This is a genomic window from Candidatus Kaelpia aquatica (genome assembly GCA_030765335.1).
GTDB lineage: Bacteria > Omnitrophota > Gorgyraeia > Kaelpiales > Kaelpiaceae > Kaelpia > Kaelpia aquatica.
The window spans coordinates 1-20,011 of record JAVCCU010000017.1; the positions used below are offsets into that span (position 1 = coordinate 1).

Sequence of the window (20,011 nt, forward strand, 5' to 3'; positions counted from 1 at the left end):
TCTTTAACCTCTCCCTCTTCAGAAACCTTTTTTGCTTCATCCTCAACCTGAATAGATTCAGAATCATCAATTACTACCTCTTCCTCAGAAACATCTTCAGGGCTAACTTCTATTTCCTCTTTAACCTTTAAAACATTGTTTGAATCTAAACCCTTATCACCATCTTTTAAAGTCAACCTTATCTGCTTCTTATCTTTGTCGATAGATAGAACAACAACCTTTACTTTGTCTTGCGGATTGAATCCATCTTGTAAGGTATCTGACTCTTTACCTACCTCCGAAATATGAAGCAAGCCTTCTAGGTCTTCCTCAAGCTGTACAAAAACCCCAAAAGGAAATACACTTGTCACTTCGCCCTCAAGAACAGTATCAGGTCTGTATTTCTCCTCTATTTGAGGCCAAGGGTCAGGCTTAAGCTGTTTCAACCCCAGAATAAGCTGCCTAAAAGCGTTATTGATGCCTATAATCTTCAACTCTAATTTCTGCCCTTTTTTCAAAATTTCATAAGCATGATTTATGCGCCTAGTCCAAGATAGATCATTTTTAGAGATAAAACCATCAACACCATCTTCTATCTCTATAAAAGCCCCATCCTCATTAAAACCAGTAACTTTTCCATTGACCATGGAATCAAGAACATATTTAGATTCTATATCTTTCCATGGATCCTGCTCTAGTTGTTTTATGCCTAGAGTTATCCTTCTTCTATCCAAGTCAACAGAGAGAACTACCGCTTCTATCATATCTCCTATAACAAACAGCTCATGAGCATCTCTTATCTTCTTTGTCCAAGAGAGGTCAGAAACGTGGATAAAACCCTCAATCCCTGGTTCAAGCTCAACAAAAGCACCGTAAGGAAGAATGTTTATTATTTTTCCCTTGACCTGAGAGCTTAAAAAATATTTCTTCTCTACATCTTCCCAAGGATCAGAACTTAATTGCTTAAGCCCTAAGGAGACACGCTGATGCTCATTGTCGACATCCAGAATCTTAACCTTGACTTTATCGCCTATTGCCAAGAGTTCTGAAGGATGATTGATTCTTCCCCAACTCATATCTGATATATGGAGCAAACCATCAACCACATCTATCTCTATAAAAGCCCCATAATCGGTTATATTTTTGACTATACCCTCAACAATATCGCCAGCATTTATCTTACTCAATAACTCTCCCTTCTTCTGTCCCATCTCAGCCATTAAGTGCTCCTTGCGAGAGACAACCACGTTTTTTCTCTTAATATTGATGGATACAATCTTACAATCGATTACTTTACCTACCATAGTATCCAGATCCGGAATACCTTTGATATCTACAAGAGATGCTGGCAGAAAAGCCTCTACTCCGATATTTACAATCAGGCCGCCTTTTACTTTTTTAACCACTTTACCTTTAACAGTATCGCCTTCTTTATAATCCTTATTTATCTTCTCCCATCCAAGAACCTTATCAGCCCGCTTCTTGGAAAGCACGACCAAGCCTTCTTCGTTCTCTAAGCTAGATACATACACCTCAGCCTCTTTACCAACCTCAACCTCGGATAAATCCATAAACTCATCCTTAGAGAGAACACCTTCTGCCTTGTAATGCAGGTCCAGGAGCACAGTATTATTTTTAATGTGTATAATTGTGCCTTTTACAATAGAACCCTCTTTGAGCTGCTGAAAGCTCTCTTCATATAACCTATCAAGGTTATTCCTAAAATCTTCCTCACTACTGCTAATATCGATTTTCTCTTTTCCTTCTGTCATGCCATTCACCTCATTTATATAGATTTTTGATTCTCTCTGTAACAGAATTTAAAAAATTATAAGGAGTTGAAGCACCTGTTGCAATAGCAATGCTGCTAGACTCACTTATTTTAACTTCCGGGAGTTCATTTAAGTCAGAGACCAAAAAGCTTTTACTGCACTTCTCTTTTGCTATAGAGAACAGATTAGCTGTATTGGCGCTCTGCTTACTCCCTAACACTAAAACCAGATCTACTCTACCCGCTAAAGAGTCAAGCTCTTTCTGTCTAGTCTTTATGTCGGAGCATATTGTATTATAAAAATTGGATTTTGGCAAACCTCTTTTAAAGAGCTGTTCATAGAGGTCTAACAATTGCTTCTCGTCTTTAGTCGACTGACTAATAAGGATAGAGCTATCTAAAGCTATATCTTTACCCACATCTTCTACGCTAGCTATAACACTTACTCTCCCATCGCAATAGTCCATTAAGGATTGAACTTCATGATGAAGCTTATCTCCAAATATTATCGTAGTACAGCCATCTTTACTAAATTCTCGGCACAGCCCCTGAATTTTCTTAACAATAGTACATGTTGCATCCACAATAGCAATATCATGGTTATTCAGAAAATCATAAACCTCTTTTTTTGCCCCATGACTTCTTATGATTACCGCAGAATCAAAGAGATCTCTACCTTCAAGTTCAGAGAGATCTTGAATAACAATAAGCCCTTCTCTCTTTAAACCGGAGACCACTGTCTCATTATGAATCAACTCTCCTAAACAATATACTGACTTATAGCTTCTCAGTGCATCCTGAGCTAAATCTATGGCTCTCTTTACTCCTGCGCAAAAACCGCAAGGTTCAACAATCTCAATATTCATAATCTCTTTATTCTCTCCATCAGACTATCTGACATACTCTCTAAATCCTCTCCTTCTAAATCAGAGAGCTTCAAAGGCTTTCCAAAGGCAACCTTAACCGGGTAAGGGCGTATTGCAGTACTGTTAACACCTAAAGCCTTATCTGTTCCAGATATCTTTACAGGTACTATAAGAGCCTCTGTTGCTCTTGCAAGCCAGACCACTCCAGACTCCCCCTTGCCAATCTCTCCATCTCTAGACCTGCTGCCTTCAGGAAAGACTACAAGAGCCCTGCCTTGATTTAAAAATCTAAGAGCCTGTTTTATAGTGCTTTTAGAAAGAGCTCCTCTTTTAATGGGTAATGTACCTACGTTTGATATCAATTTTGAAAAAATCCCCAAGTGAAATAACTCTTCTTTAGCCATAAAATTCAACACACGTCTCGAAGCTGCGCCCAGTAAAATAGGGTCCAAAAAGCTTGCATGATTACTAGCTATTATGACAGCTCCTCTTAGAGGAACATTATTCTTACCCTCAATACGTAATAAAAACAATATCTTAGCAATAAGAAGACCCATTAAGCTTAAGAGTCTATTAAGAATCATTCTTGTCTCCAAGATAAGAGAGTATTTTATCGACAACATCATCTATAGACATTCCTGTTGTATCTATAACTATTGCATCTTCTGCTTTCACCAGAGGCCCATGGAGCCTATTCTTATCACTGATGTCTCTCTTAGATAGATTTATACTCACATCATCCCTAGATAGATCCAACTCTTTTGCTTGCATCTCCTTATATCTTCTTTCTACCCTAATATCGAAATCAGCATCGATATAAAACTTATACTCTGCATCAGGAAAGACTACTGTCCCAATATCCCGCCCCTCTACAACCGCCCCGCTCTTAGCTAATTCTCTCTGTTTAGAAACCATGATATCTCTAACCTCAGGAACCTCTGAAATTCTTGATATACTTTCATTGACCAGAGGAAGTCTTATTGCATCCGACACATCTTTACCTTTTAGATAGACACTTAGCTTTCCATTCTGATAGGAGATATTTAAATCCATACTCTCTGCTATAGCTAAGATAGCACTGTTATTAGAAAGATCGATTTTGGCTTCAAGAGAAGCCCAGGTAAGAGCCCTATACATTGCTCCTGTATCAAGATAGTTGAGACCTAGCCTCTTAGCAACTAATTTTGCAACAGTACTTTTACCAGAACCGGCAGGACCATCTATTGTTATTACTTTTTTGGTAATCATCCAAGCTGCCTTCTCTTGCTAGCTGCATTGGCTATAGAAGACTGGAGCTCTTCTCTGGAGCCTTTCTTTATAAAGTTTTTATACTTAAGTAACATTTTAATATAATCATCTATATCTTTAATAATATTTTTCCTATTAGATAAAAGTATATCGCTCCAAAGTTTACTATCAGAAGCTGCTATTCGTGTCGCATCGCGAAAACCACTAGAAGCAAACCTCAAATCATCCTTAGTTACGCTTTCCAGCAGCAAACACATCAGGAGATGCGGAAGATGGCTTACCTTGGAGAGCATCTTATCGTGAGTTTCAGGATCCAAGACAACTATCTTCATTCCTATGCTCTTCCAAAATAGTTTTAATTTTCTAAAAACAGCAATTGGAGTCTTTTCTGTAGGAGTCAAGATAACAACTTTATTTTTGAAAAGTTCCGAATTCGCATACTCTACTCCCCTTTTTTCTGATCCGGCAAGAGGATGAGCACCAAGATAATTCTTAGGATAGAGCTTGGTAAGCTCATTTACTATCTCTCTTTTAGTACTCCCAGCATCCGTTATAAGAGCTTCCTCCAGCAGGGAGCCTTTAATCGCTTTTCCAATATCTATTATGCTATAAACGGGTGTTGCCAGTATAATCAAATCTGAGCCTAAAACAGCTTGATCTAAATCTCTGTAATAACCGTCTAGCAGGTTAAGCTTTTTTGCTTTTTTTAATGAACTCTCTCTCTTGAAATAACCTACAACCTCTTTAGCAATACCGCTCTTCTTTATAGCCTTGGCCAATGAACCCCCTATAAGGCCGACTCCAATTATGGCTACTCTATTAAATTCTCTACTCATATTTCTCTGCCCACAGCCTTGGCAACTGAACCAACAAGATCCATCATCTTAGAATATTTTTCTGGAAGCAGCGACTGCTCCCCATCAGAGAAAGCATCTTCAGGGCTAGTATGAATTTCAACTATTAATCCATCAGCTCCGGCTGCAATCGCAGCTGCTGCCGCAGGAGTTACTAGATTCCATTTACCTGTACCATGAGAAGGGTCAACTATAACCGGCAAATGTGATTTCTGCTTTATAACCGAAATAGCATTGATATCCAATGTAAACCTTGTTGCAGTCTCAAAAGTTCTAATACCTCGCTCACAGAGCATAACCTGAAAATTGCCTCCTGAGAGTATATATTCAGCTGCCATCAAGAGATCTTTTACAGTTGCACTCATACCTCTCTTTAGAAGGACAGGTTTTCTAGACTGTCCAATCTCCTTAAGCAATGTAAAATTCTGCATATTCCTGGCGCCAACTTGAATAATATCTGTATATTTCTCAAGAAGATCCAGATCTCTGACATCCATAATCTCTGTGACAACAGCCATGTCGAGATTATCAGCAATCTCTCTTAACATCCTCAAGCCCTCTTCCCCTAAACCCTGAAAGCTATAGGGGGATGTTCTGGGCTTAAAAGCTCCGCCTCTTAAAATCTGAGCACCCGACCTCTTGGCGTGTTCGGCAATACCTTTTAACTGCTCATAACTCTCTATTGAACAAGGGCCGGCCATATTTATTATTCTCTTACCTCCAATACAAATACCTTTTATATCTATTACAGTACTCTCAGGTTTAAACTCTCTAGATACAAGCTTATATGGTGCCAGAACCGGGATAACCTTCTCGACACCTGGAAATGCCTCTAATGGCTGACTACGCAAAATATCCTCTTCGCCTATAACACCTATAATAGACCTCTCTACGCCTCTTGATATCATCGGTGTTAAGCCCCAGGATTTAATCTTCTCTGTTAGGTGGTCAATCTCCTCTTTGGTGATATTCGGTTTAAGAACAATGATCATTTTTTAATCTCCTTTTTTATAAATTCCTCTAAAAGTTTAACAAACTCTCTATTTTCATGTTTAAGCCCAACACTCACTCTTATATGCTTATTGAGACCCCAGACAGACATATCTCTTACTATAATTCCATTTTTCAAGAGATAACTTAATAGATCCTGAGCCCTATCTCCAATCTCAACAATTATACAATTAGTATAAGACCTGACATAATTCAAACCCAAACGCTCAAACTCTTTGAAAAGATATTCTCTGTTTTCCTTGGTCAACTTCACAACTTTTTCAACAAAATCTCTATCGTCTAAAGCGGCCAGTGCTCCAGCCTGAGCCAAAGAATTAACATTAAAAGGATCTCTAACCTTGTTTATATGCTCGGCTACCCTTTTATCAGCTATGCCATAACCTATCCTTAGTCCGGCTAAACCGTAAACTTTAGAAAAAGTCCTAGCTATAATAACAGGCTTATTTTTAATATACCCAAATAGATCCGGATAATCATCCATCTGCATAAATTCATAATAAGCTTCGTCGTGAAAAAGGATAACATCGCTAGGCAATCTATCTATGAATCTTTCTATCTCATTTTTTGTAACATAGGTTCCACAAGGATTATCAGGATTTGCAATAAAGATTATCTTGGTTTTATCTGTTACAACATCTAATATAGCATCTAAATCATATTTAAAATTATTCATAGGAACTATCTTGAGATTTGCCCCTTCCATTTTAGAATAGAACTCATACATTAAAAATGTAGGCTTAGAGACTATAACCTCATCTCCAGGATTCAAAAAAGTTCTTAATGTTAACGCTATCAGCTCATCGGAGCCATTACCTATTACAAAATTATCCGGCTCAAGACCATAGATCTCAGCCAATCGTTCTTTAAGATAGAAGCATCCTGATTCAGGGTAGCGATTTATATCTATCGAAGCTCTCTTTATAGCAGCTATAGCTTTAGGTGAAGGTCCCAAAGGGTTTTCATTTGAAGCTAACTTATAAACCCTTTTAAGCCCAAGCTCTCTCTTTACCTCAGCTATAGGTTTACCAGGCCTATAGGGCCTGATCTCTCTTGTTGTACTTTTTATAAGTTTCTCAATATCCATATTAATATATCTCTTAAGATCTTGGATAAGAGCCTAGTATCTTCAGGTTAGAAGTTACATCAGAAAGCTCAGCCAAGGCCTTAGCTACTTTAATATCTTTGCAATGTCCTTCTAAATCAACAAAGAAATAATAGTCCCAAGCTCTCTTCTTTGAAGGTCGAGACTCTATTTTTGTCAGGTTAATACCGTGCCTCTTAAAAGGAATAAGCATTGCATGTAAGGCTCCAATCTTATCTTTCACAGAAAAGACTACTGATGTCTTATCTTTGCCCGTCGGCTGAGCTAAAGTCTCCCCTATAACTAAAAACCTTGTTACATTACAAGGGGCATCTTCAATTAAAGATGCAATCGTATTTAAGCCATAAATATCCTTGGCCATTTTGCTGGCTATACATCCAGCCCCTTTCTCTTCTGCCGCTATCTGAGCAGCTCTAGCAGTAGAAGAGACTTCGATGAGATCAATTCCGCGAGCATTGCTCTCTAACCACTTTCTGCATTGACCAAAGACTTCAGATTTAGAATAAATCTTCTTGAGCTCTTTAATATTCTTTGACTTCGACATTAAACAATGAGCTATCTTTAAATATATCTCAGAGCAGATGCTTAATTCTGAGTCAACAAACATATCCAAAGTATGATTTACAGCACCTTCAAATGAATTTTCAATTGGAACAACTCCAAAGTCCGCATTACCCTTCTCTACTTCATTAAAAATATCAGTTATTACGCTGCACTCTATATACTTCACTGAAGAACCAAATTTTTTGAGAGCGGCCAGCTGTGTAAAGGTGGCTTCAGGGCCTAAAAAAGCTACAGTTATCTCTTTTTCAAGCGCCAGAGAAGAAGACATTATTTCACGATATATATACTCAAGATGCTCCTTTGGTATCGGCCCCTTACTATAGCTTTTAATCTTCCTATAAACTTCCCTCTCTCTCTCAGGAACATAGATACTCTTATTATTCTTCCTTTTAATCTTTCCGATATCTGTTATTAACTTTGCTCTTCCGTTAAGAAGTCCAACTATCTTCTTGTCTAAATCATCAATCTTCTTTCTGATCTCAATTATCTTCATTATCTTCTTGCTCCATTTCTACAAATTCATTTAAATCGGGCAGCTCCTCCAAAGAGTTTAACCCAAAATACTCCAAGAACCTTTTAGTGGTTGCATACATAAGCGGTTTACCTATAACATCTTTTCTGCCGGCAATTTTAACCAAACCTTTCTCAAGCAGTTTTCTTATAACACCATCAACATCAACCCCTCTAATCTGCTCCATCTCTGGTCTTGTAATAGGCTGCTTATAAGCAACTATTGCAAGTGTTTCAAGAGCTGCCTTAGAGAGTCTTCCTTTGCGGCCGCCTTGAAAAAATTTTCTAAGCCAGTGAGCATAGACAGGGTCTGTTACAAGCTGATAACCTCCGGCAACCTCACGAATTCTAAAACTATGCCTTAGTTCATACTCTCTCTTTAGATCCTCTATATTCGATTTAATCTCTGATCTATCAGCTTCCACAACAGCTTTTATCTGCTCTATTGAGAGCGGCTTATCAGCAACAAAGAGAAGTGCCTCAACTATGCTTTTTATCTCGGATTTATTTTCCATCGCTATTTAATATCGGCAGTGGTTTAAATATCTTAATCTCTCCAAAAAGACCAATCTGTCTTATTATAATTTTTTTCAACCTTATTAGCTCCAGCAACGCTAAAAAAAAGACTACTGCCTCGATCCTGCTTCTTATCCTAGCCCAGATATTGTTGAAATAGATAACCCCTTTCCGATCTAAGAGAGATATGACAAACTCCATCTTCTCTTCAACTGTATGCTCTTCGTCTAAAACAACTTTGAAATCATCTTTAGGTATGTTTTTAAGGGCCTCTGTAAAAGCGGATATCAAATCAAATATGCTGGCTTCAAAACCATCGCAAAGGAAGCTCTCTTTCTGCGTTAAATCAATATCTGACTGCGGTAAGTATCTTTTAAAGACCTCATTCCCCTCTTCCTCTTTATTCCTAAGCAACCCTGCTGCTTCTTTAAACTTCTTATACTCCATCAATCGATTAACAAGATCCTCTCTAGGGTCATCCTCAGGTATCTCTTCATCTAAGGCCACCTCTTCTTGAGGCAGCAGCATTCGTGATTTTATATACAGCAGCGTCGCAGCCATAACAAGAAAATCTCCGACAATATCAAGGTCTAAATCCTGCATCACTTTAAGGTATTCTAAATATTGATTGGTTACATCAGCAATAGGTATATCATAAATACTCACTTCATTTTTTTTAATCAAATAGAGCAGCAAATCCAAGGGGCCTTCAAAAATCTTAAGTCTTACCTTATAATCGTTCATAGTCCTATAACCTCTCTAACCTCAGAGATTGTCTTTTTAGCAACTTGTTTAGCTCTCTCAGCTCCCTCCTTAAGTAAATTCTCAAGGTAGCTCAGATCAGATCCTATGGCTTCTCTTCTTTTCTGGAATGGCTTAAGGTAATCAATCAGTAGATCTGCAAACCTCTCTTTGTCTTCAACGCATCCTATCTTAGCCTCTCTGCATTCTCTGCCAACATCAGTAGTCTGACTAGGAGAAAACAGCTCATAATACTTATAAATATTGCAGATTTCTGGTCTTCCTGGATCCTGAAGTTTTATTCTTTGAGGATCTGTAAACATTGTTCTTATTTTTTCTTTTACAACCTCATCCTTGTCAGCCAAAGCAATGAAGTTTCCATAGCTTTTGGACATTTTACGTCCATCTAAACCCAAAAGCTTTGAACTCTTCGTAAGTAAAGCCTCTGGTTCAGGAAAAATATTCTTACCAAATAGATGATGGAACCTCCTTACCAGCTCTCTTGTTAATTCTAGATGTGGCAACTGATCTTCACCTACAGGAACTCCCTCTGCCTTGTAAAGTAGAATATCAGCAGCTTGAAGCACGGGGTAGCCAAGAAAACCATGCGTACTAAGGTCTCTCTCTCTAAGCTCGTTTATCTGCTCTTTATAGGTGGGACACCTCTGAAGCCAGCCTAATGGAGTTATAATAGAAAATATCAAATTTAACTCTGTATGCTCTGCGACATCGGACTGCTTAAATATTACTGATTTATCAGGGTCTAATCCTGCAGCAAGCCAATCTTTAAGATTATCGAGTGAGTACTCTGCGATCTTCTTTGAATTGGCATATTCCCCCATCAATGCATGCCAATCAGCAATCATAAAAAAGCAATCGTAATCCTCTTGAAGTTTGACCCAATTGCTAAGTGCTCCAAGAAGATGACCCAGGTGTAGAGGTCCTGTCGGCCTCATTCCGGATAGAATTCTCTTCTTCATCAGACTTCAATCATAGTATATGCTTCTATGATATCTCCTTCAGTTATATCGTTATGCCCCTCCAACCTTAAACCACATTCATAACCTTCGGAGACTTCTTTGGTATCGTCTTTAAATCTTTTTAACGATGTAATCCTACCTTCATAGGCAACCTTTTTGCCTCTCAATAATCTACAAGGCGAGTTTCTCTGGATCTTACCCTTACTGACCCAGCAGCCTGCTATTTTGCCAACTTTACTGACATCAAAAACCTTCCTCACCTCAACCCTGCCCAGTAAACGCTCTTCTAATTCTGGCTCTTGCAATCCTTTGAAAACCTTATCTATATCTTCTATAAGCTCATATATTATACTATAGAGTCTAACTTCGACAGCCTCTTTCTTCGCCCTGGCTTTCGCTTTATCATCAATGCCGACATTAAAACCTACAACAAAAGCATCTGAGGCAAGCGCTAAAACAACATCTGACTCTGTAATGTTGCCGACACCCTTATGTAGTATCTTTATATCCAACTCCTCTTTTTGAGAATTCTTCAGTTTCTCTAAGGAATCAACTACGGCATCGAGTGAACCATATACATCCGCTTTCAATATCACTCTTAATAATTTCTGCCCCTCTTTAGTTAAATCTTGGAGACTCATCCGCTGAGATGGAGCCTGCTTCTTCTCTCTCGCATCGTTCTTTCTATTTCCAATAATACCTTTAATTTTACTCTCATCTTCAACGACAAGAAAACCTTCTCCCGACTCTGGAACTCCATTCAAACCTAATATTCCTGCAGGGTCAGATGGGCCAATGCTTCTAATCTCTAAGCCTATATCGTTGAAAAGAGCTCTTACCTTACCAAAGCAAGTACCGGAAATAAACATATCGCCTGCCTTTAAAGTACCGCTCTGAACTATGACAGAGACAAAAGGGCCGCCTTTAGTGATTTTGGACTCAAGCACTACTCCTTTGGCTAATTTATTAGGATTAGATTTAAGCTCCATAATCTCTGCTTGCAATATTACCATATCTAACAAAGCATCTATCCCTTCACCAGCTAAAGCAGAGACATTGACTGCAATTACATCTCCGCCCCAGTCTTCCGAAGCAAGACCTATCTCAGCCAGCTCTCTCTTTACTTTATCAATATTTGCTTCAGGCCTATCAACCTTATTTATAGCCACTATTATAGGGACATCTGCAGCTTTTGCATGATTAATAGCTTCAACTGTCTGAGGCATAACACCATCATCTGCTGCAACTACTAAAATCACTATATCGGTTACATTTGCACCTCTCGCCCTCATAGAGGTAAATGCTTCATGTCCCGGTGTATCTATAAAAGTAATCTTCTTATCTTTGTGTACAACTTCATAGGCTCCAATATGCTGAGTTATCCCTCCAGCCTCTTTATGTGTCAACTCTAAATCTCTTATCTTCTCAAGTAATGTCGTCTTACCATGATCAACGTGACCCATAAGAGTAACGATGGGGTGCCTGCTCTTAAGAGAACCGTCTTCTTCATCTTTATGTGTCTTTACGACTTCTTCCTCATGAGTCAATTGGCGCTTTAAAGCAAAACCGAATTCCTCGGCCAATCTTAATGCGATATCCTCTTTTAAGGGCTGATTAATGCTTGCAAACACCTTCCACTGGAGCAATTTTTTCTGAACTTCATTGGGCTTTGCGCCTAACTTAACCGCAAGATCTCTAACAGTAATTGGAAATTCAACAGCTATCTTGGGGTTCTTATCAAGCTCTGCTTTCTTTTTCTTATTTAAAATAGAAGTGACTTCGCTTCTAACAAGCTCTGCTGTATCTAAATCTAGATTGCTCATATGAGACTTAGCATCAACATTTAAATCTTTTAGATACTCCATGAGCTCTTTGCTATCTAAACCCAATTCTTGAGCAAGTATATAGACTCTTGTACTAGACATTTTTACCCTTTAAATATTTTTTTGCAGCATCTATGGCTTTTTGAGCTGTCTTCTCACCTAAGCCCTCTATCTCTTTTAAAACCTCAAAATCTGCCTTAGCCAGAATATCAACACTCTCATAGCCTGACTTACTTAAAACATCCGCAATTTTAGGGCCTATCCCCTTAACCTTCAACAATGGAGACTCCTCGCTTAACTCTTCAGGGCTCCTAACATCTATCTCCCAATTGGTCAATTGAGATGCCAACCTTACATTCTGACCATGCCTTCCAATAGCTATAGAGAGCTGATCTTTTAAAACTATAACCAGAGCTTTGTTCTGTTCTTTGAAAATTTTTATATCTGATACCTGCGCCGGATTCAATGCTGCTTTTATATACTCAGCAGGCTTATCGCTATAATGAATAATATCTATCTTCTCTCCACCCAGTTCATCTACTATATTTTTTACCCTCACACCCTTCATGCCAACGCAAGACCCAACAGGATCGACGCTCTCTTGATTACTCCTAACAGCTATTTTGGTCCTTTCGCCAGCTTCTCTGGCAATAGCTACTATCTCAACTGTCTTATCCTGAATCTCAGGCACTTCTATCTCAAAAAGTCTTCTTATTAATTCAGATCTCCTGCGCGATACAATAACAAGAGGCGGCTTGCCGGACTTTTTAACCTCAAGAACATAGACTTTTAGTTTCTGTCTCTGTCTATAACTCTCGCCTCGACCCTGCTCTGAGCGAGGTAAAATAGCTTCGGCTTTATCAAGCTGCACAATAACATCCCCGTATTCTAATCTATGAACCATGCCTGTTAGGACATCTCCGACTCTGTCCTTATACTCATCGTAGATAGTCTCTTTCTCTGCTTCACGCAACTTCTGCATAATTACCTGCTTTGCAGTCTGAGCAGCAATCCTGCCTAGCTTCTGAGATACAACTTCCTCTCCCTTAAGATAGACTTTCATGTCACCGCTTTCGATATCAAATTTTATATCCAAGTCCTCTCTCTCTACATGAAAAACCTTCTTAGCTGCTGTAACCATAGCAACCTCAATTGCATCAATAAGCTTGCTCTGATCTATGCCTTTCTCTTGACCAAGATATTCCAAAGCTAATAAGAGCTCTTCATTCATATTTAAGCCTCTAATAATTTAATCTTCTGTTTAGCCTCTTTGATATCAACAATATTTAAATTAATATCTTTATCTCCTAAGCCAATTATTAAAACACCGCCTTTAATACTCTTAAGAACACCTGTCACTAAAGAGTTGTCTTCTATTTTAATAATTAATTCTCTACCAATCAAACACTTATACTCTTTTTCACTCTCTATAACCTTATCAACTCCCGGAGAAGAGACTTCTAAATTATAGCTCATATCAAACGGTTCTTTCTCTTCCAATAAATTGCCTAACTTCCTATTAACATTAACACATTCATCTAATGTCACTCCACCTATTTTATTTATAACAATTCGCAGTAACAACTGCTCTCTGACTTGAGAGATAGAGAAACTAATAAGCTCAAAACCCTGATCTTTAACCATAGGTTCTAAGTATTCTTCTACTTGGATCTTAATCTTCTCTAAATTGTCCATTTTTCAATAAAAAAAGTGGGTAAATAACCCACTCACCTCCTTTAAAGCGATTTAGAATAGAATACAATATATGGACTTCGCTGTCAAGGATAAGATAAGGAATTTTTAGATGGTTAAGCAAGATGTGGTATAAATAATATTGGGGTAAATAAAGATATAAAAACAAACCCAATAAATCCTATGAAAAGAACAGTGTTCGGTATATTATGGGTGCTTTCATATTTCTATCTAATAAACATAGATCACAATGCAGTTTTATCTCTATGAAGGTCCCGAGAAACAATTTTCAGCATAGATGATATTCTTACCATAAGTAATGAGGGAATAGTTTACATCAACAGCTCACACCAAGTAACAGCTGTGACAGACTTATCCGGTAATATTATTGAGGAATACACCTATACTGAGGAAGGAATCCTTAGCTCTGTTATAATAAAGAATGCTACAGGAGAAGAATGGATAGAACTCTTACCTAACCCCGAAGAAGATTCTGATGGTGAGTTTTATTGGACAATCAAATCTCAAGGTAAAACAATAGGAACTGTTAGCGGATTTATAAACTCGGAAAATTACAGCCTCTATATCAAAGATATCGGACTGGATATAGGCCCTGATGCTTTAATGAACAGGGACCAAGGTGTTGCAACAAGCGTTTTAAGCTTTATATTTGAACACTACAAAAGAAAAGATATTTACGCAGGATTAAGTAGCGTATATGGTTACACAAGCAATCCTATATCATTTGAGATTTTTTTTAAGCTCTCAAATAACAATCAAAAAGAGATAGGGAATACAGAAGAAGCGGCATTTTTTAATCATGACGACTTAAACTCTCTCTTCCACCACATCGCAACCTCTAACTCTTATACGATTATCTTAACCAACAACCAAGAGGAATATTTTAATCCTTTAGGAAATAGGACCAAATCACCTTCTTTTATCTCTACCTTATCTCCTTCCTCTGTTGCTACTATCACTCTACCCTCTTGAATATAGCAACGCTCATTAGAGTCATATTCCCAGTCAAACTCAGAGATATCGCAGCTCCAGGAACCCCAGGAATCAACTCCAAGACTTTTCAGCTCCTCTTCAGCGGCTCTCTTAACCTCTATCTTCATCTTGCTTTTATCATATTGGAGCGGGAGAGGGGAATCGGACCCCCGTAATCGGCTTGGAAGGCCGGAGCTTTACCACTAAGCTACTCCCGCAATTTAACCTCTAAATTAAACTATTCAGAATCTTTATTGAATTTTGCGTATTTCCTGCGGAACCTCTCCACTCTGCCTGCAGTATCAACTATCCTCTGCTTCTCTCCTGTATATAAAGGATGACAAGCAGAGCATACCTCTACCTTGATATTCTCCTTGGTAGAACGAGTATTAATAACACTGCCGCAAGCACATACAACTGTAGTCTCTACATATTTTGGATGAGTATCTTTTTTCATATTAACCTCCAAATTAATCTTTAAATTATACCAGCTAATAGATTTTTTTCAATAAACTATACGCTTACCCCAAACCAGAGCTGGATTATACTATTATAAATCTACTCCCGCAATACTTTTATATCCGAGCAGATACTTCTGAGTCGTCTTTTCAATTACTTCCTGAGGAAGATTTGGAGCAGGAGGTATCTTATCCCAGCCTGTTGATTCCAGCCAATCTCTAACATACTGCTTATCGAAACTATTCTGAGCTCTACCGGGAGCATACTCGTCTTTAGGCCAAAAACGAGAAGAATCCGGAGTAAGAACTTCGTCTATCAATATAAGTTCTCCGTTTAAAATCCCAAACTCAAACTTTGTGTCGGCTATAATTATCCCGCGTGCTTCGGCGTAGTTATGAGCAAAAGAATAGAGCTCAAGGCTCTTATCTCTTATTTTAGATGCAAGCTCTAAACCAATATTATCGACTACATAATCAAAAGAGACAGCTACATCATGCCCGCTATCTTCTTTTGTTGAAGGCGTAAATATCGGCTGATCAAGTTTCTGAGATTCAATCAGTTCTTTTTTAAGCTCTATCCCAGACACCTTACCTTCTTTTTTGTAGTCTTTCCAGCCTGAACCAGACAGATAACCCCTAACAACACATTCAAAAGATAAAGGCTCTGTCTTCTTAACAATTATAGACCTATCTCTTAAGATATCATGATAATCAGATAACTGAGCTATCTCCGAAACATCAGAACTTATAAGATGATTTGGAATAAGTTCTTTTGTTAAATCAAACCAAACAAGAGAAAGCTTATTTAAGACTATGCCTTTAAGAGGAATTGGATCCGGCAAAACAACATCGAAACAGGATATCCTATCAGTTGCTACGAATAATAGATCATCGCCAATCTCATAGACATCCCTAACCTTACCCCTACGGAATATATTGAGACTCTCAATGTTAACCTCTTTAACTAAATTCACTTTCATCTCTTCCTCCTTGTAAAATTGTAAAATCACCGACAACATTCTCTCGTAAAGAGAGGTTTTTACTTTCAAAAAAATCTCTTATAGGTAAATATTGACCTTTTTTCTGACAGGTAAGATAGAGCATCTGTACATCATATTCATAGCATAAATCTAGAAGCAGCTGCAGTAACCTCTCCTGATGATTGTAATCAAAATCGTCTAATACATTTAAAGTCTCATCTAATATAAAGGGGAGCTGCTCTCCATTATTAAGCTTAAAAAGAGAGATAATCGCAAAACGTAAAAGCAGATACAGAGAACTCTGTATACCTTTCCCCGCCTGCTCTATGGAGATAAATTCAGGATGATTCTTAGGTTTAAGATATATATTTAAATCAGCATCCACTTTTATAAAATCATAATCTTCACTGAGAAATTTAAAATGTCTATTAACAAAATCATTTATATAAGGAGAGACTTCCGAATACAGCTCTTCCCCTGCTTCCTGAAGTACTATCGACGCAAGCTCTAAAGCCTCTCTATAAACAGCTATTCTTCTCATCTCATTTTCTAAGATAGAATGCTCGGCACTTAAAACAGCAATATCATCTTGAGGTAAATAACTCTCTATTGTCTTATCGAGTATGCTAATATTGATCTGAATATTTCTAATCTCACCCTCTAAATCTTTTTTAATCTGCATGCTGTCTTTAAGAACCAGTATGTCAGAATCTATATTGCTAAAATCCAACTTAAGGCTCGCCTTCTCTTTAAGATCAATCTCAATATCCAATTCAGAGGATTTTTTTAAAGTATCAGCATAATCCCTGCTTTGATACCATAGGGATTCCAAGTCTTCTATGCTTGAAACATCTAATTCGCTCAAAAGACCGTCCCATAATTGCTCATAGAAGTCAATCTCCCTAGGCTCTTCTAGGTTTTCAAACAGATCGAGCTCCGATATTTTAACTGAAATTTCAACTTTAAGACTTTTTCTATCTTTACCGTAATCTACAATAATTCCTTTTTCTTTTTTGATAAACCTTAAAAAATAAAAAGCAGCAATTAGAAGAAACGATGCAAAAGATAAAAATAGATATTTTGCCTGGTCTACCCCTAAGATAGAAGATAGAGCCAAGAATGCAGAGAATCCGGAAAGCGACAGCCAGAACAGAAGAATATTATGCTTCAATGCTCTCTGCGTGGCAATAAAAACACTCTCTATATTTTGAAGCTTAAATTTAAATTCTTTGATAATATCGCCGCATTTTTTTAAATTTTGCAACTCTTTCAAATCCATCTCACGTATCATCGAAGGTATAGCTTCGTAGTTTCTTTTAATGGCAGTAAATAGAGAAGTGAGTCTGCTTTTAAGTTCTTCAAAATGAGGCACCACTTCAGTATCAAGCTTAACTCTTAAACCTTCTAGCTTTACCTCTAAAGCTCTTCTCTCTATGAGCAGCTGTCTGTTCTTATTAAACTGTTGTTTTAAAATCTCAATATCTTTGGTTACTTGATCATATTCAATCTGTCTACTCCCGGCTATTGTTCTCTTACCTCTTTTTTCAAAAACACCTATCTTGGATTTCTTATCCTGTATCTTTCTTAAAGCACTGGACAGTCCTCCTCCGCTCTTTCCAATTTCTATCATCGACCTCACTTCATCTAATATCTTTTTGCTTTCCCCGATTGCAGCAACGTCAAACTGCCGAACAATGCTTAGGCTTTCAAAGACATCTCTACTTATATTTAAAAACTGTTCTCCAGCAAGCAAGCCCAGATGTTTATCCTGTTTTAATATTTTTAAAGCTGAAAAATCACCGTCTTTAGATTTAAACACACCTAGCTTATCTTCCCGGGGTGATGATGAAATTATTTTCTCAATCCTATAGTCACCGCCCTTCTCGAGAGAAAAATCCAGCCTGCCGCCGTATATGTCTGAGCTCCAAGGCTTAAATCTCAGTCTCTTCTTTCTACCAATCTCAGTCTTAAGATCACCAAAAGGATAGAGAACAGCATAGACGAACTCTATTAAGGTCGACTTGCCCTTATCATTTGGAGCAAGTATCACATTGATGTTTTTAGCAAAAGATATTCTAAGATTGTCCTTTATCTTCCCAAACCCAAAAACTTCAACATCCTTAAACCTCATTCCAACCTCTTATCTCTTTTGTAAAAATAGCATCGAGTCCAATCTTCGTTACAATATCTACAACCTCTTTTGAAGTTTTCCGATCCTGCAAAATCTTAATGAAGTTCTTTCCGAGCAACGAAGACTCTATCAGTTCTTTAGAATAAGCTGACCTTATATTATTTTTCAAATTGAAAGCAAAAAATAGACCACTCTGTTTTATATAATCATCAATATCTTCCAAATCTATTCTTATATCTGGATCAATATCACCTTTTAAAACTATAGAGACCACGGCATCTTTATCACCATTATCCTTAATCATATCTTTTGCTTCATCTAAAGATAGAACACCGCTACAATCAACTTCAATCTCCTTGTAATAACGTCTTTGGAAAGATATTTTATCTATCCTGGGCACCTCTCCCTTTTTTAATCCAACCTTAAGTACAAACCTTTCACCTAACTCTTTAAAGCTTAACGATTCTGGAGAGCCCGAGTAATATCCTAAAACTCTCTCGCTCGATCTTGGAACCGGCCTGCAATTATGATAGTGGCCCAATGCAATATAATCAGCCCCTGAACTATCTATATCTCCTGATGAAAAAGGAAGAGAATCACCAAATATAGACTCTTCAGCAGTACCTGTTTCAGCACCATGCATTAGAACAATATTTAACGCTTCTCTGTCCTCTACGCTTAGATCTTTAAGTAAATTCTTAGAAACATTTTCAGGGCTAACCGAAACACCCCAGAGATAGAGGTCATCCTTAATCTTAATTTTTTCAAAATCAGAGCCGAAGATATGCGCATTTTCAGGCCAATCATATATTAAATACGGCGAACTATCTTCTAAAATATCATGGTTGCCGGCAACGATATAGACAGGTAAAGGTTTTAAAGATTCAATTCCATAAATAATCAAAGATTTAATAGTATGGGGCGAAAAGTAATCACCCTCAAATAGATCACCTGCGAATAATATAAAATCTAGCTCTTCCTTGATAGAATTTGTAAACTGAATAACTTTTTTAAAAGTCTCTTCTAGTTCTTTCTTTCTCTGTGAAATCTTATCTAGATCCTGAAACCCTAAAAATTTAGAATCCAAGTGAAAATCTGAAATTTGAATAAAATTGGCCTGCATCAAATAAATCTCTTGGCAAGGTTGAAAGAATTACTCTCTATCTCTTCAATCTGCTCTATGCTAAGGTTTAAGCTTCTCTTTAAAGCAGCCTCGACCTGCAACTCATTTAATAAATCATCTGGAGAATGAGTATCACTATTAAACACTAATAAAGCACCGTTTTTCTTCCCAACTTCATAGACATGTTTATTGGCTTCTCTATGTCCAGCGCGAGCTGTAATCTCAAGTGCTACCCCTTGCTCTTTAGCAAGAGATGCTAAGCTATCATCAATCCAGCCGGGGTGAGCAAGGATATCACATCTTGCTTCAATAGCCGCTCTATTCGTACCTTCTATAACTGGTTCAACCGGCGACTCACCATGAACTACAACAAGTACGTTGTCTTGACTACGCGCATAATCGATTAACTCTGGTATCAACTCTAGCGGAACATGTGTTATTTCAACCCCAGGAATAACCTTAATCTTATCTGACCAATATTTATTTAGGTCTCCCGCAACTTTAATCAATCTTGGCAAGATAAAATCAATATTTGATGAATCAACATGATCTGTTACGGCTATTACACTATATCCGCTAACCTGAGCTCTATGCACAAGCTCTGAAGGTAGAAGAAGACCGTCTGACAACAATGAATGAGTGTGAAGATCTATCATAACAAACTTTTAT

Annotated in this window: 20 protein-coding genes and 1 tRNA gene; all 21 read right to left on the bottom strand. The window is 37.7% G+C overall.

Annotated elements, in window-relative coordinates; all coding sequences use genetic code 11:
- Positions 1 to 1,751 (bottom strand): 30S ribosomal protein S1 (locus tag P9X27_02800; GenBank protein MDP8253309.1); only part of this gene is annotated, 1,751 nt, incomplete at its 3' end.
- Positions 1,752 to 1,761: 10 nt separating this feature from the next.
- Entirely contained in the window at positions 1,762 to 2,616 is an 855-nt protein-coding gene (gene ispH / locus P9X27_02805) for a 4-hydroxy-3-methylbut-2-enyl diphosphate reductase (protein ID MDP8253310.1), read from the bottom strand.
- Positions 2,613 to 3,200, bottom strand: a complete 588-nt coding sequence (locus P9X27_02810; protein MDP8253311.1) for a lysophospholipid acyltransferase family protein — start codon at positions 3,198 to 3,200, stop codon at positions 2,613 to 2,615. The genes ispH and P9X27_02810 overlap by 4 nt, the downstream gene beginning before the upstream one ends.
- Positions 3,190 to 3,864 carry a (d)CMP kinase gene (gene cmk, locus P9X27_02815; protein MDP8253312.1) on the bottom strand — a complete coding sequence of 225 codons (675 nt, stop codon included), beginning with the start codon at positions 3,862 to 3,864 and terminating at the stop codon, positions 3,190 to 3,192. The genes P9X27_02810 and cmk overlap by 11 nt, the downstream gene beginning before the upstream one ends.
- Positions 3,861 to 4,700, bottom strand: coding sequence for a prephenate dehydrogenase (locus P9X27_02820; GenBank protein MDP8253313.1), 840 nt, complete (start codon positions 4,698 to 4,700; stop codon positions 3,861 to 3,863). Before P9X27_02820 ends, cmk begins: the two co-directional genes overlap by 4 nt.
- On the bottom strand, positions 4,697 to 5,710 hold the full coding sequence (gene aroF / locus P9X27_02825; protein MDP8253314.1) for a 3-deoxy-7-phosphoheptulonate synthase: 1,014 nt from the start codon (positions 5,708 to 5,710) through the stop codon (positions 4,697 to 4,699). The genes P9X27_02820 and aroF overlap by 4 nt, the downstream gene beginning before the upstream one ends.
- Entirely contained in the window at positions 5,707 to 6,813 is a 1,107-nt protein-coding gene (hisC, locus tag P9X27_02830) for a histidinol-phosphate transaminase (protein ID MDP8253315.1), read from the bottom strand. Before hisC ends, aroF begins: the two co-directional genes overlap by 4 nt.
- 13 nt (positions 6,814 to 6,826) lie before the next feature.
- Positions 6,827 to 7,888 (bottom strand): prephenate dehydratase, encoded by a 1,062-nt coding sequence (gene pheA / locus P9X27_02835; protein MDP8253316.1) that lies wholly within the window; start codon positions 7,886 to 7,888, stop codon positions 6,827 to 6,829.
- Entirely contained in the window at positions 7,875 to 8,420 is a 546-nt protein-coding gene (scpB, locus tag P9X27_02840) for an SMC-Scp complex subunit ScpB (protein MDP8253317.1), read from the bottom strand. The genes pheA and scpB overlap by 14 nt, the downstream gene beginning before the upstream one ends.
- On the bottom strand, positions 8,410 to 9,165 hold the full coding sequence (locus tag P9X27_02845; protein MDP8253318.1) for a segregation/condensation protein A: 756 nt from the start codon (positions 9,163 to 9,165) through the stop codon (positions 8,410 to 8,412). The genes scpB and P9X27_02845 overlap by 11 nt, the downstream gene beginning before the upstream one ends.
- Positions 9,162 to 10,142 carry a tryptophan--tRNA ligase gene (gene trpS / locus P9X27_02850; GenBank protein ID MDP8253319.1) on the bottom strand — a complete coding sequence of 327 codons (981 nt, stop codon included), beginning with the start codon at positions 10,140 to 10,142 and terminating at the stop codon, positions 9,162 to 9,164. The genes P9X27_02845 and trpS overlap by 4 nt, the downstream gene beginning before the upstream one ends.
- On the bottom strand, positions 10,142 to 12,067 hold the full coding sequence (gene infB / locus P9X27_02855; GenBank protein ID MDP8253320.1) for a translation initiation factor IF-2: 1,926 nt from the start codon (positions 12,065 to 12,067) through the stop codon (positions 10,142 to 10,144). The genes trpS and infB overlap by 1 nt, the downstream gene beginning before the upstream one ends.
- Positions 12,060 to 13,196 (bottom strand): transcription termination factor NusA, encoded by a 1,137-nt coding sequence (gene nusA, locus P9X27_02860; protein MDP8253321.1) that lies wholly within the window; start codon positions 13,194 to 13,196, stop codon positions 12,060 to 12,062. The genes infB and nusA overlap by 8 nt, the downstream gene beginning before the upstream one ends.
- A 2-nt stretch (positions 13,197 to 13,198) precedes the next feature.
- A complete protein-coding gene (locus tag P9X27_02865; GenBank protein MDP8253322.1) occupies positions 13,199 to 13,609 on the bottom strand; it encodes a hypothetical protein in 411 nt (136 codons plus the stop codon).
- A 914-nt stretch (positions 13,610 to 14,523) separates the two neighbouring features.
- Positions 14,524 to 14,778: a cupin domain-containing protein gene (locus tag P9X27_02870; protein ID MDP8253323.1), complete on the bottom strand. Its 255-nt coding sequence runs from the start codon at positions 14,776 to 14,778 to the stop codon at positions 14,524 to 14,526.
- A 16-nt stretch (positions 14,779 to 14,794) separates the two neighbouring features.
- Positions 14,795 to 14,868, bottom strand: a tRNA-Gly gene (locus tag P9X27_02875).
- Between the two features lie 20 nt (positions 14,869 to 14,888).
- Positions 14,889 to 15,107: a 50S ribosomal protein L31 gene (rpmE, locus tag P9X27_02880; protein MDP8253324.1), complete on the bottom strand. Its 219-nt coding sequence runs from the start codon at positions 15,105 to 15,107 to the stop codon at positions 14,889 to 14,891.
- Between the two features lie 93 nt (positions 15,108 to 15,200).
- Positions 15,201 to 16,088: a phosphoribosylaminoimidazolesuccinocarboxamide synthase gene (locus P9X27_02885; protein MDP8253325.1), complete on the bottom strand. Its 888-nt coding sequence runs from the start codon at positions 16,086 to 16,088 to the stop codon at positions 15,201 to 15,203.
- Complete coding sequence (locus P9X27_02890) at positions 16,069 to 18,219, bottom strand: hypothetical protein (GenBank protein ID MDP8253326.1); 2,151 nt, start codon at positions 18,217 to 18,219, stop codon at positions 16,069 to 16,071. Before P9X27_02890 ends, P9X27_02885 begins: the two co-directional genes overlap by 20 nt.
- A complete protein-coding gene (locus P9X27_02895; GenBank protein MDP8253327.1) occupies positions 18,209 to 19,342 on the bottom strand; it encodes a DNA repair exonuclease in 1,134 nt (377 codons plus the stop codon). Before P9X27_02895 ends, P9X27_02890 begins: the two co-directional genes overlap by 11 nt.
- Positions 19,342 to 19,998 carry a histidinol phosphate phosphatase domain-containing protein gene (locus P9X27_02900; protein MDP8253328.1) on the bottom strand — a complete coding sequence of 219 codons (657 nt, stop codon included), beginning with the start codon at positions 19,996 to 19,998 and terminating at the stop codon, positions 19,342 to 19,344. The genes P9X27_02895 and P9X27_02900 overlap by 1 nt, the downstream gene beginning before the upstream one ends.
- Positions 19,999 to 20,011: the final 13 nt, after the last annotated feature.

What these genes read in the sequence shown, in the direction of transcription:
- ispH (MDP8253310.1), bottom strand. Translation starts at nt 2,616, where the DNA reads ATGAATATTGAGATTGTTGAACCTTGCGGTTTTTGCGCAGGAGTAAAG.
- P9X27_02810 (MDP8253311.1), bottom strand. Translation starts at nt 3,200, where the DNA reads ATGATTCTTAATAGACTCTTAAGCTTAATGGGTCTTCTTATTGCTAAG.
- cmk (MDP8253312.1), bottom strand. Translation starts at nt 3,864, where the DNA reads ATGATTACCAAAAAAGTAATAACAATAGATGGTCCTGCCGGTTCTGGT.
- P9X27_02820 (MDP8253313.1), bottom strand. Translation starts at nt 4,700, where the DNA reads ATGAGTAGAGAATTTAATAGAGTAGCCATAATTGGAGTCGGCCTTATA.
- aroF (MDP8253314.1), bottom strand. Translation starts at nt 5,710, where the DNA reads ATGATCATTGTTCTTAAACCGAATATCACCAAAGAGGAGATTGACCAC.
- hisC (MDP8253315.1), bottom strand. Translation starts at nt 6,813, where the DNA reads ATGGATATTGAGAAACTTATAAAAAGTACAACAAGAGAGATCAGGCCC.
- pheA (MDP8253316.1), bottom strand. Translation starts at nt 7,888, where the DNA reads ATGAAGATAATTGAGATCAGAAAGAAGATTGATGATTTAGACAAGAAG.
- scpB (MDP8253317.1), bottom strand. Translation starts at nt 8,420, where the DNA reads ATGGAAAATAAATCCGAGATAAAAAGCATAGTTGAGGCACTTCTCTTT.
- P9X27_02845 (MDP8253318.1), bottom strand. Translation starts at nt 9,165, where the DNA reads ATGAACGATTATAAGGTAAGACTTAAGATTTTTGAAGGCCCCTTGGAT.
- trpS (MDP8253319.1), bottom strand. Translation starts at nt 10,142, where the DNA reads ATGAAGAAGAGAATTCTATCCGGAATGAGGCCGACAGGACCTCTACAC.
- infB (MDP8253320.1), bottom strand. Translation starts at nt 12,067, where the DNA reads ATGTCTAGTACAAGAGTCTATATACTTGCTCAAGAATTGGGTTTAGAT.
- nusA (MDP8253321.1), bottom strand. Translation starts at nt 13,196, where the DNA reads ATGAATGAAGAGCTCTTATTAGCTTTGGAATATCTTGGTCAAGAGAAA.
- P9X27_02865 (MDP8253322.1), bottom strand. Translation starts at nt 13,609, where the DNA reads ATGGTTAAAGATCAGGGTTTTGAGCTTATTAGTTTCTCTATCTCTCAA.
- P9X27_02870 (MDP8253323.1), bottom strand. Translation starts at nt 14,778, where the DNA reads ATGAAGATAGAGGTTAAGAGAGCCGCTGAAGAGGAGCTGAAAAGTCTT.
- rpmE (MDP8253324.1), bottom strand. Translation starts at nt 15,107, where the DNA reads ATGAAAAAAGATACTCATCCAAAATATGTAGAGACTACAGTTGTATGT.
- P9X27_02885 (MDP8253325.1), bottom strand. Translation starts at nt 16,088, where the DNA reads ATGAAAGTGAATTTAGTTAAAGAGGTTAACATTGAGAGTCTCAATATA.
- P9X27_02890 (MDP8253326.1), bottom strand. Translation starts at nt 18,219, where the DNA reads ATGAGGTTTAAGGATGTTGAAGTTTTTGGGTTTGGGAAGATAAAGGAC.
- P9X27_02895 (MDP8253327.1), bottom strand. Translation starts at nt 19,342, where the DNA reads ATGCAGGCCAATTTTATTCAAATTTCAGATTTTCACTTGGATTCTAAA.
- P9X27_02900 (MDP8253328.1), bottom strand. Translation starts at nt 19,998, where the DNA reads ATGATAGATCTTCACACTCATTCATTGTTGTCAGACGGTCTTCTTCTA.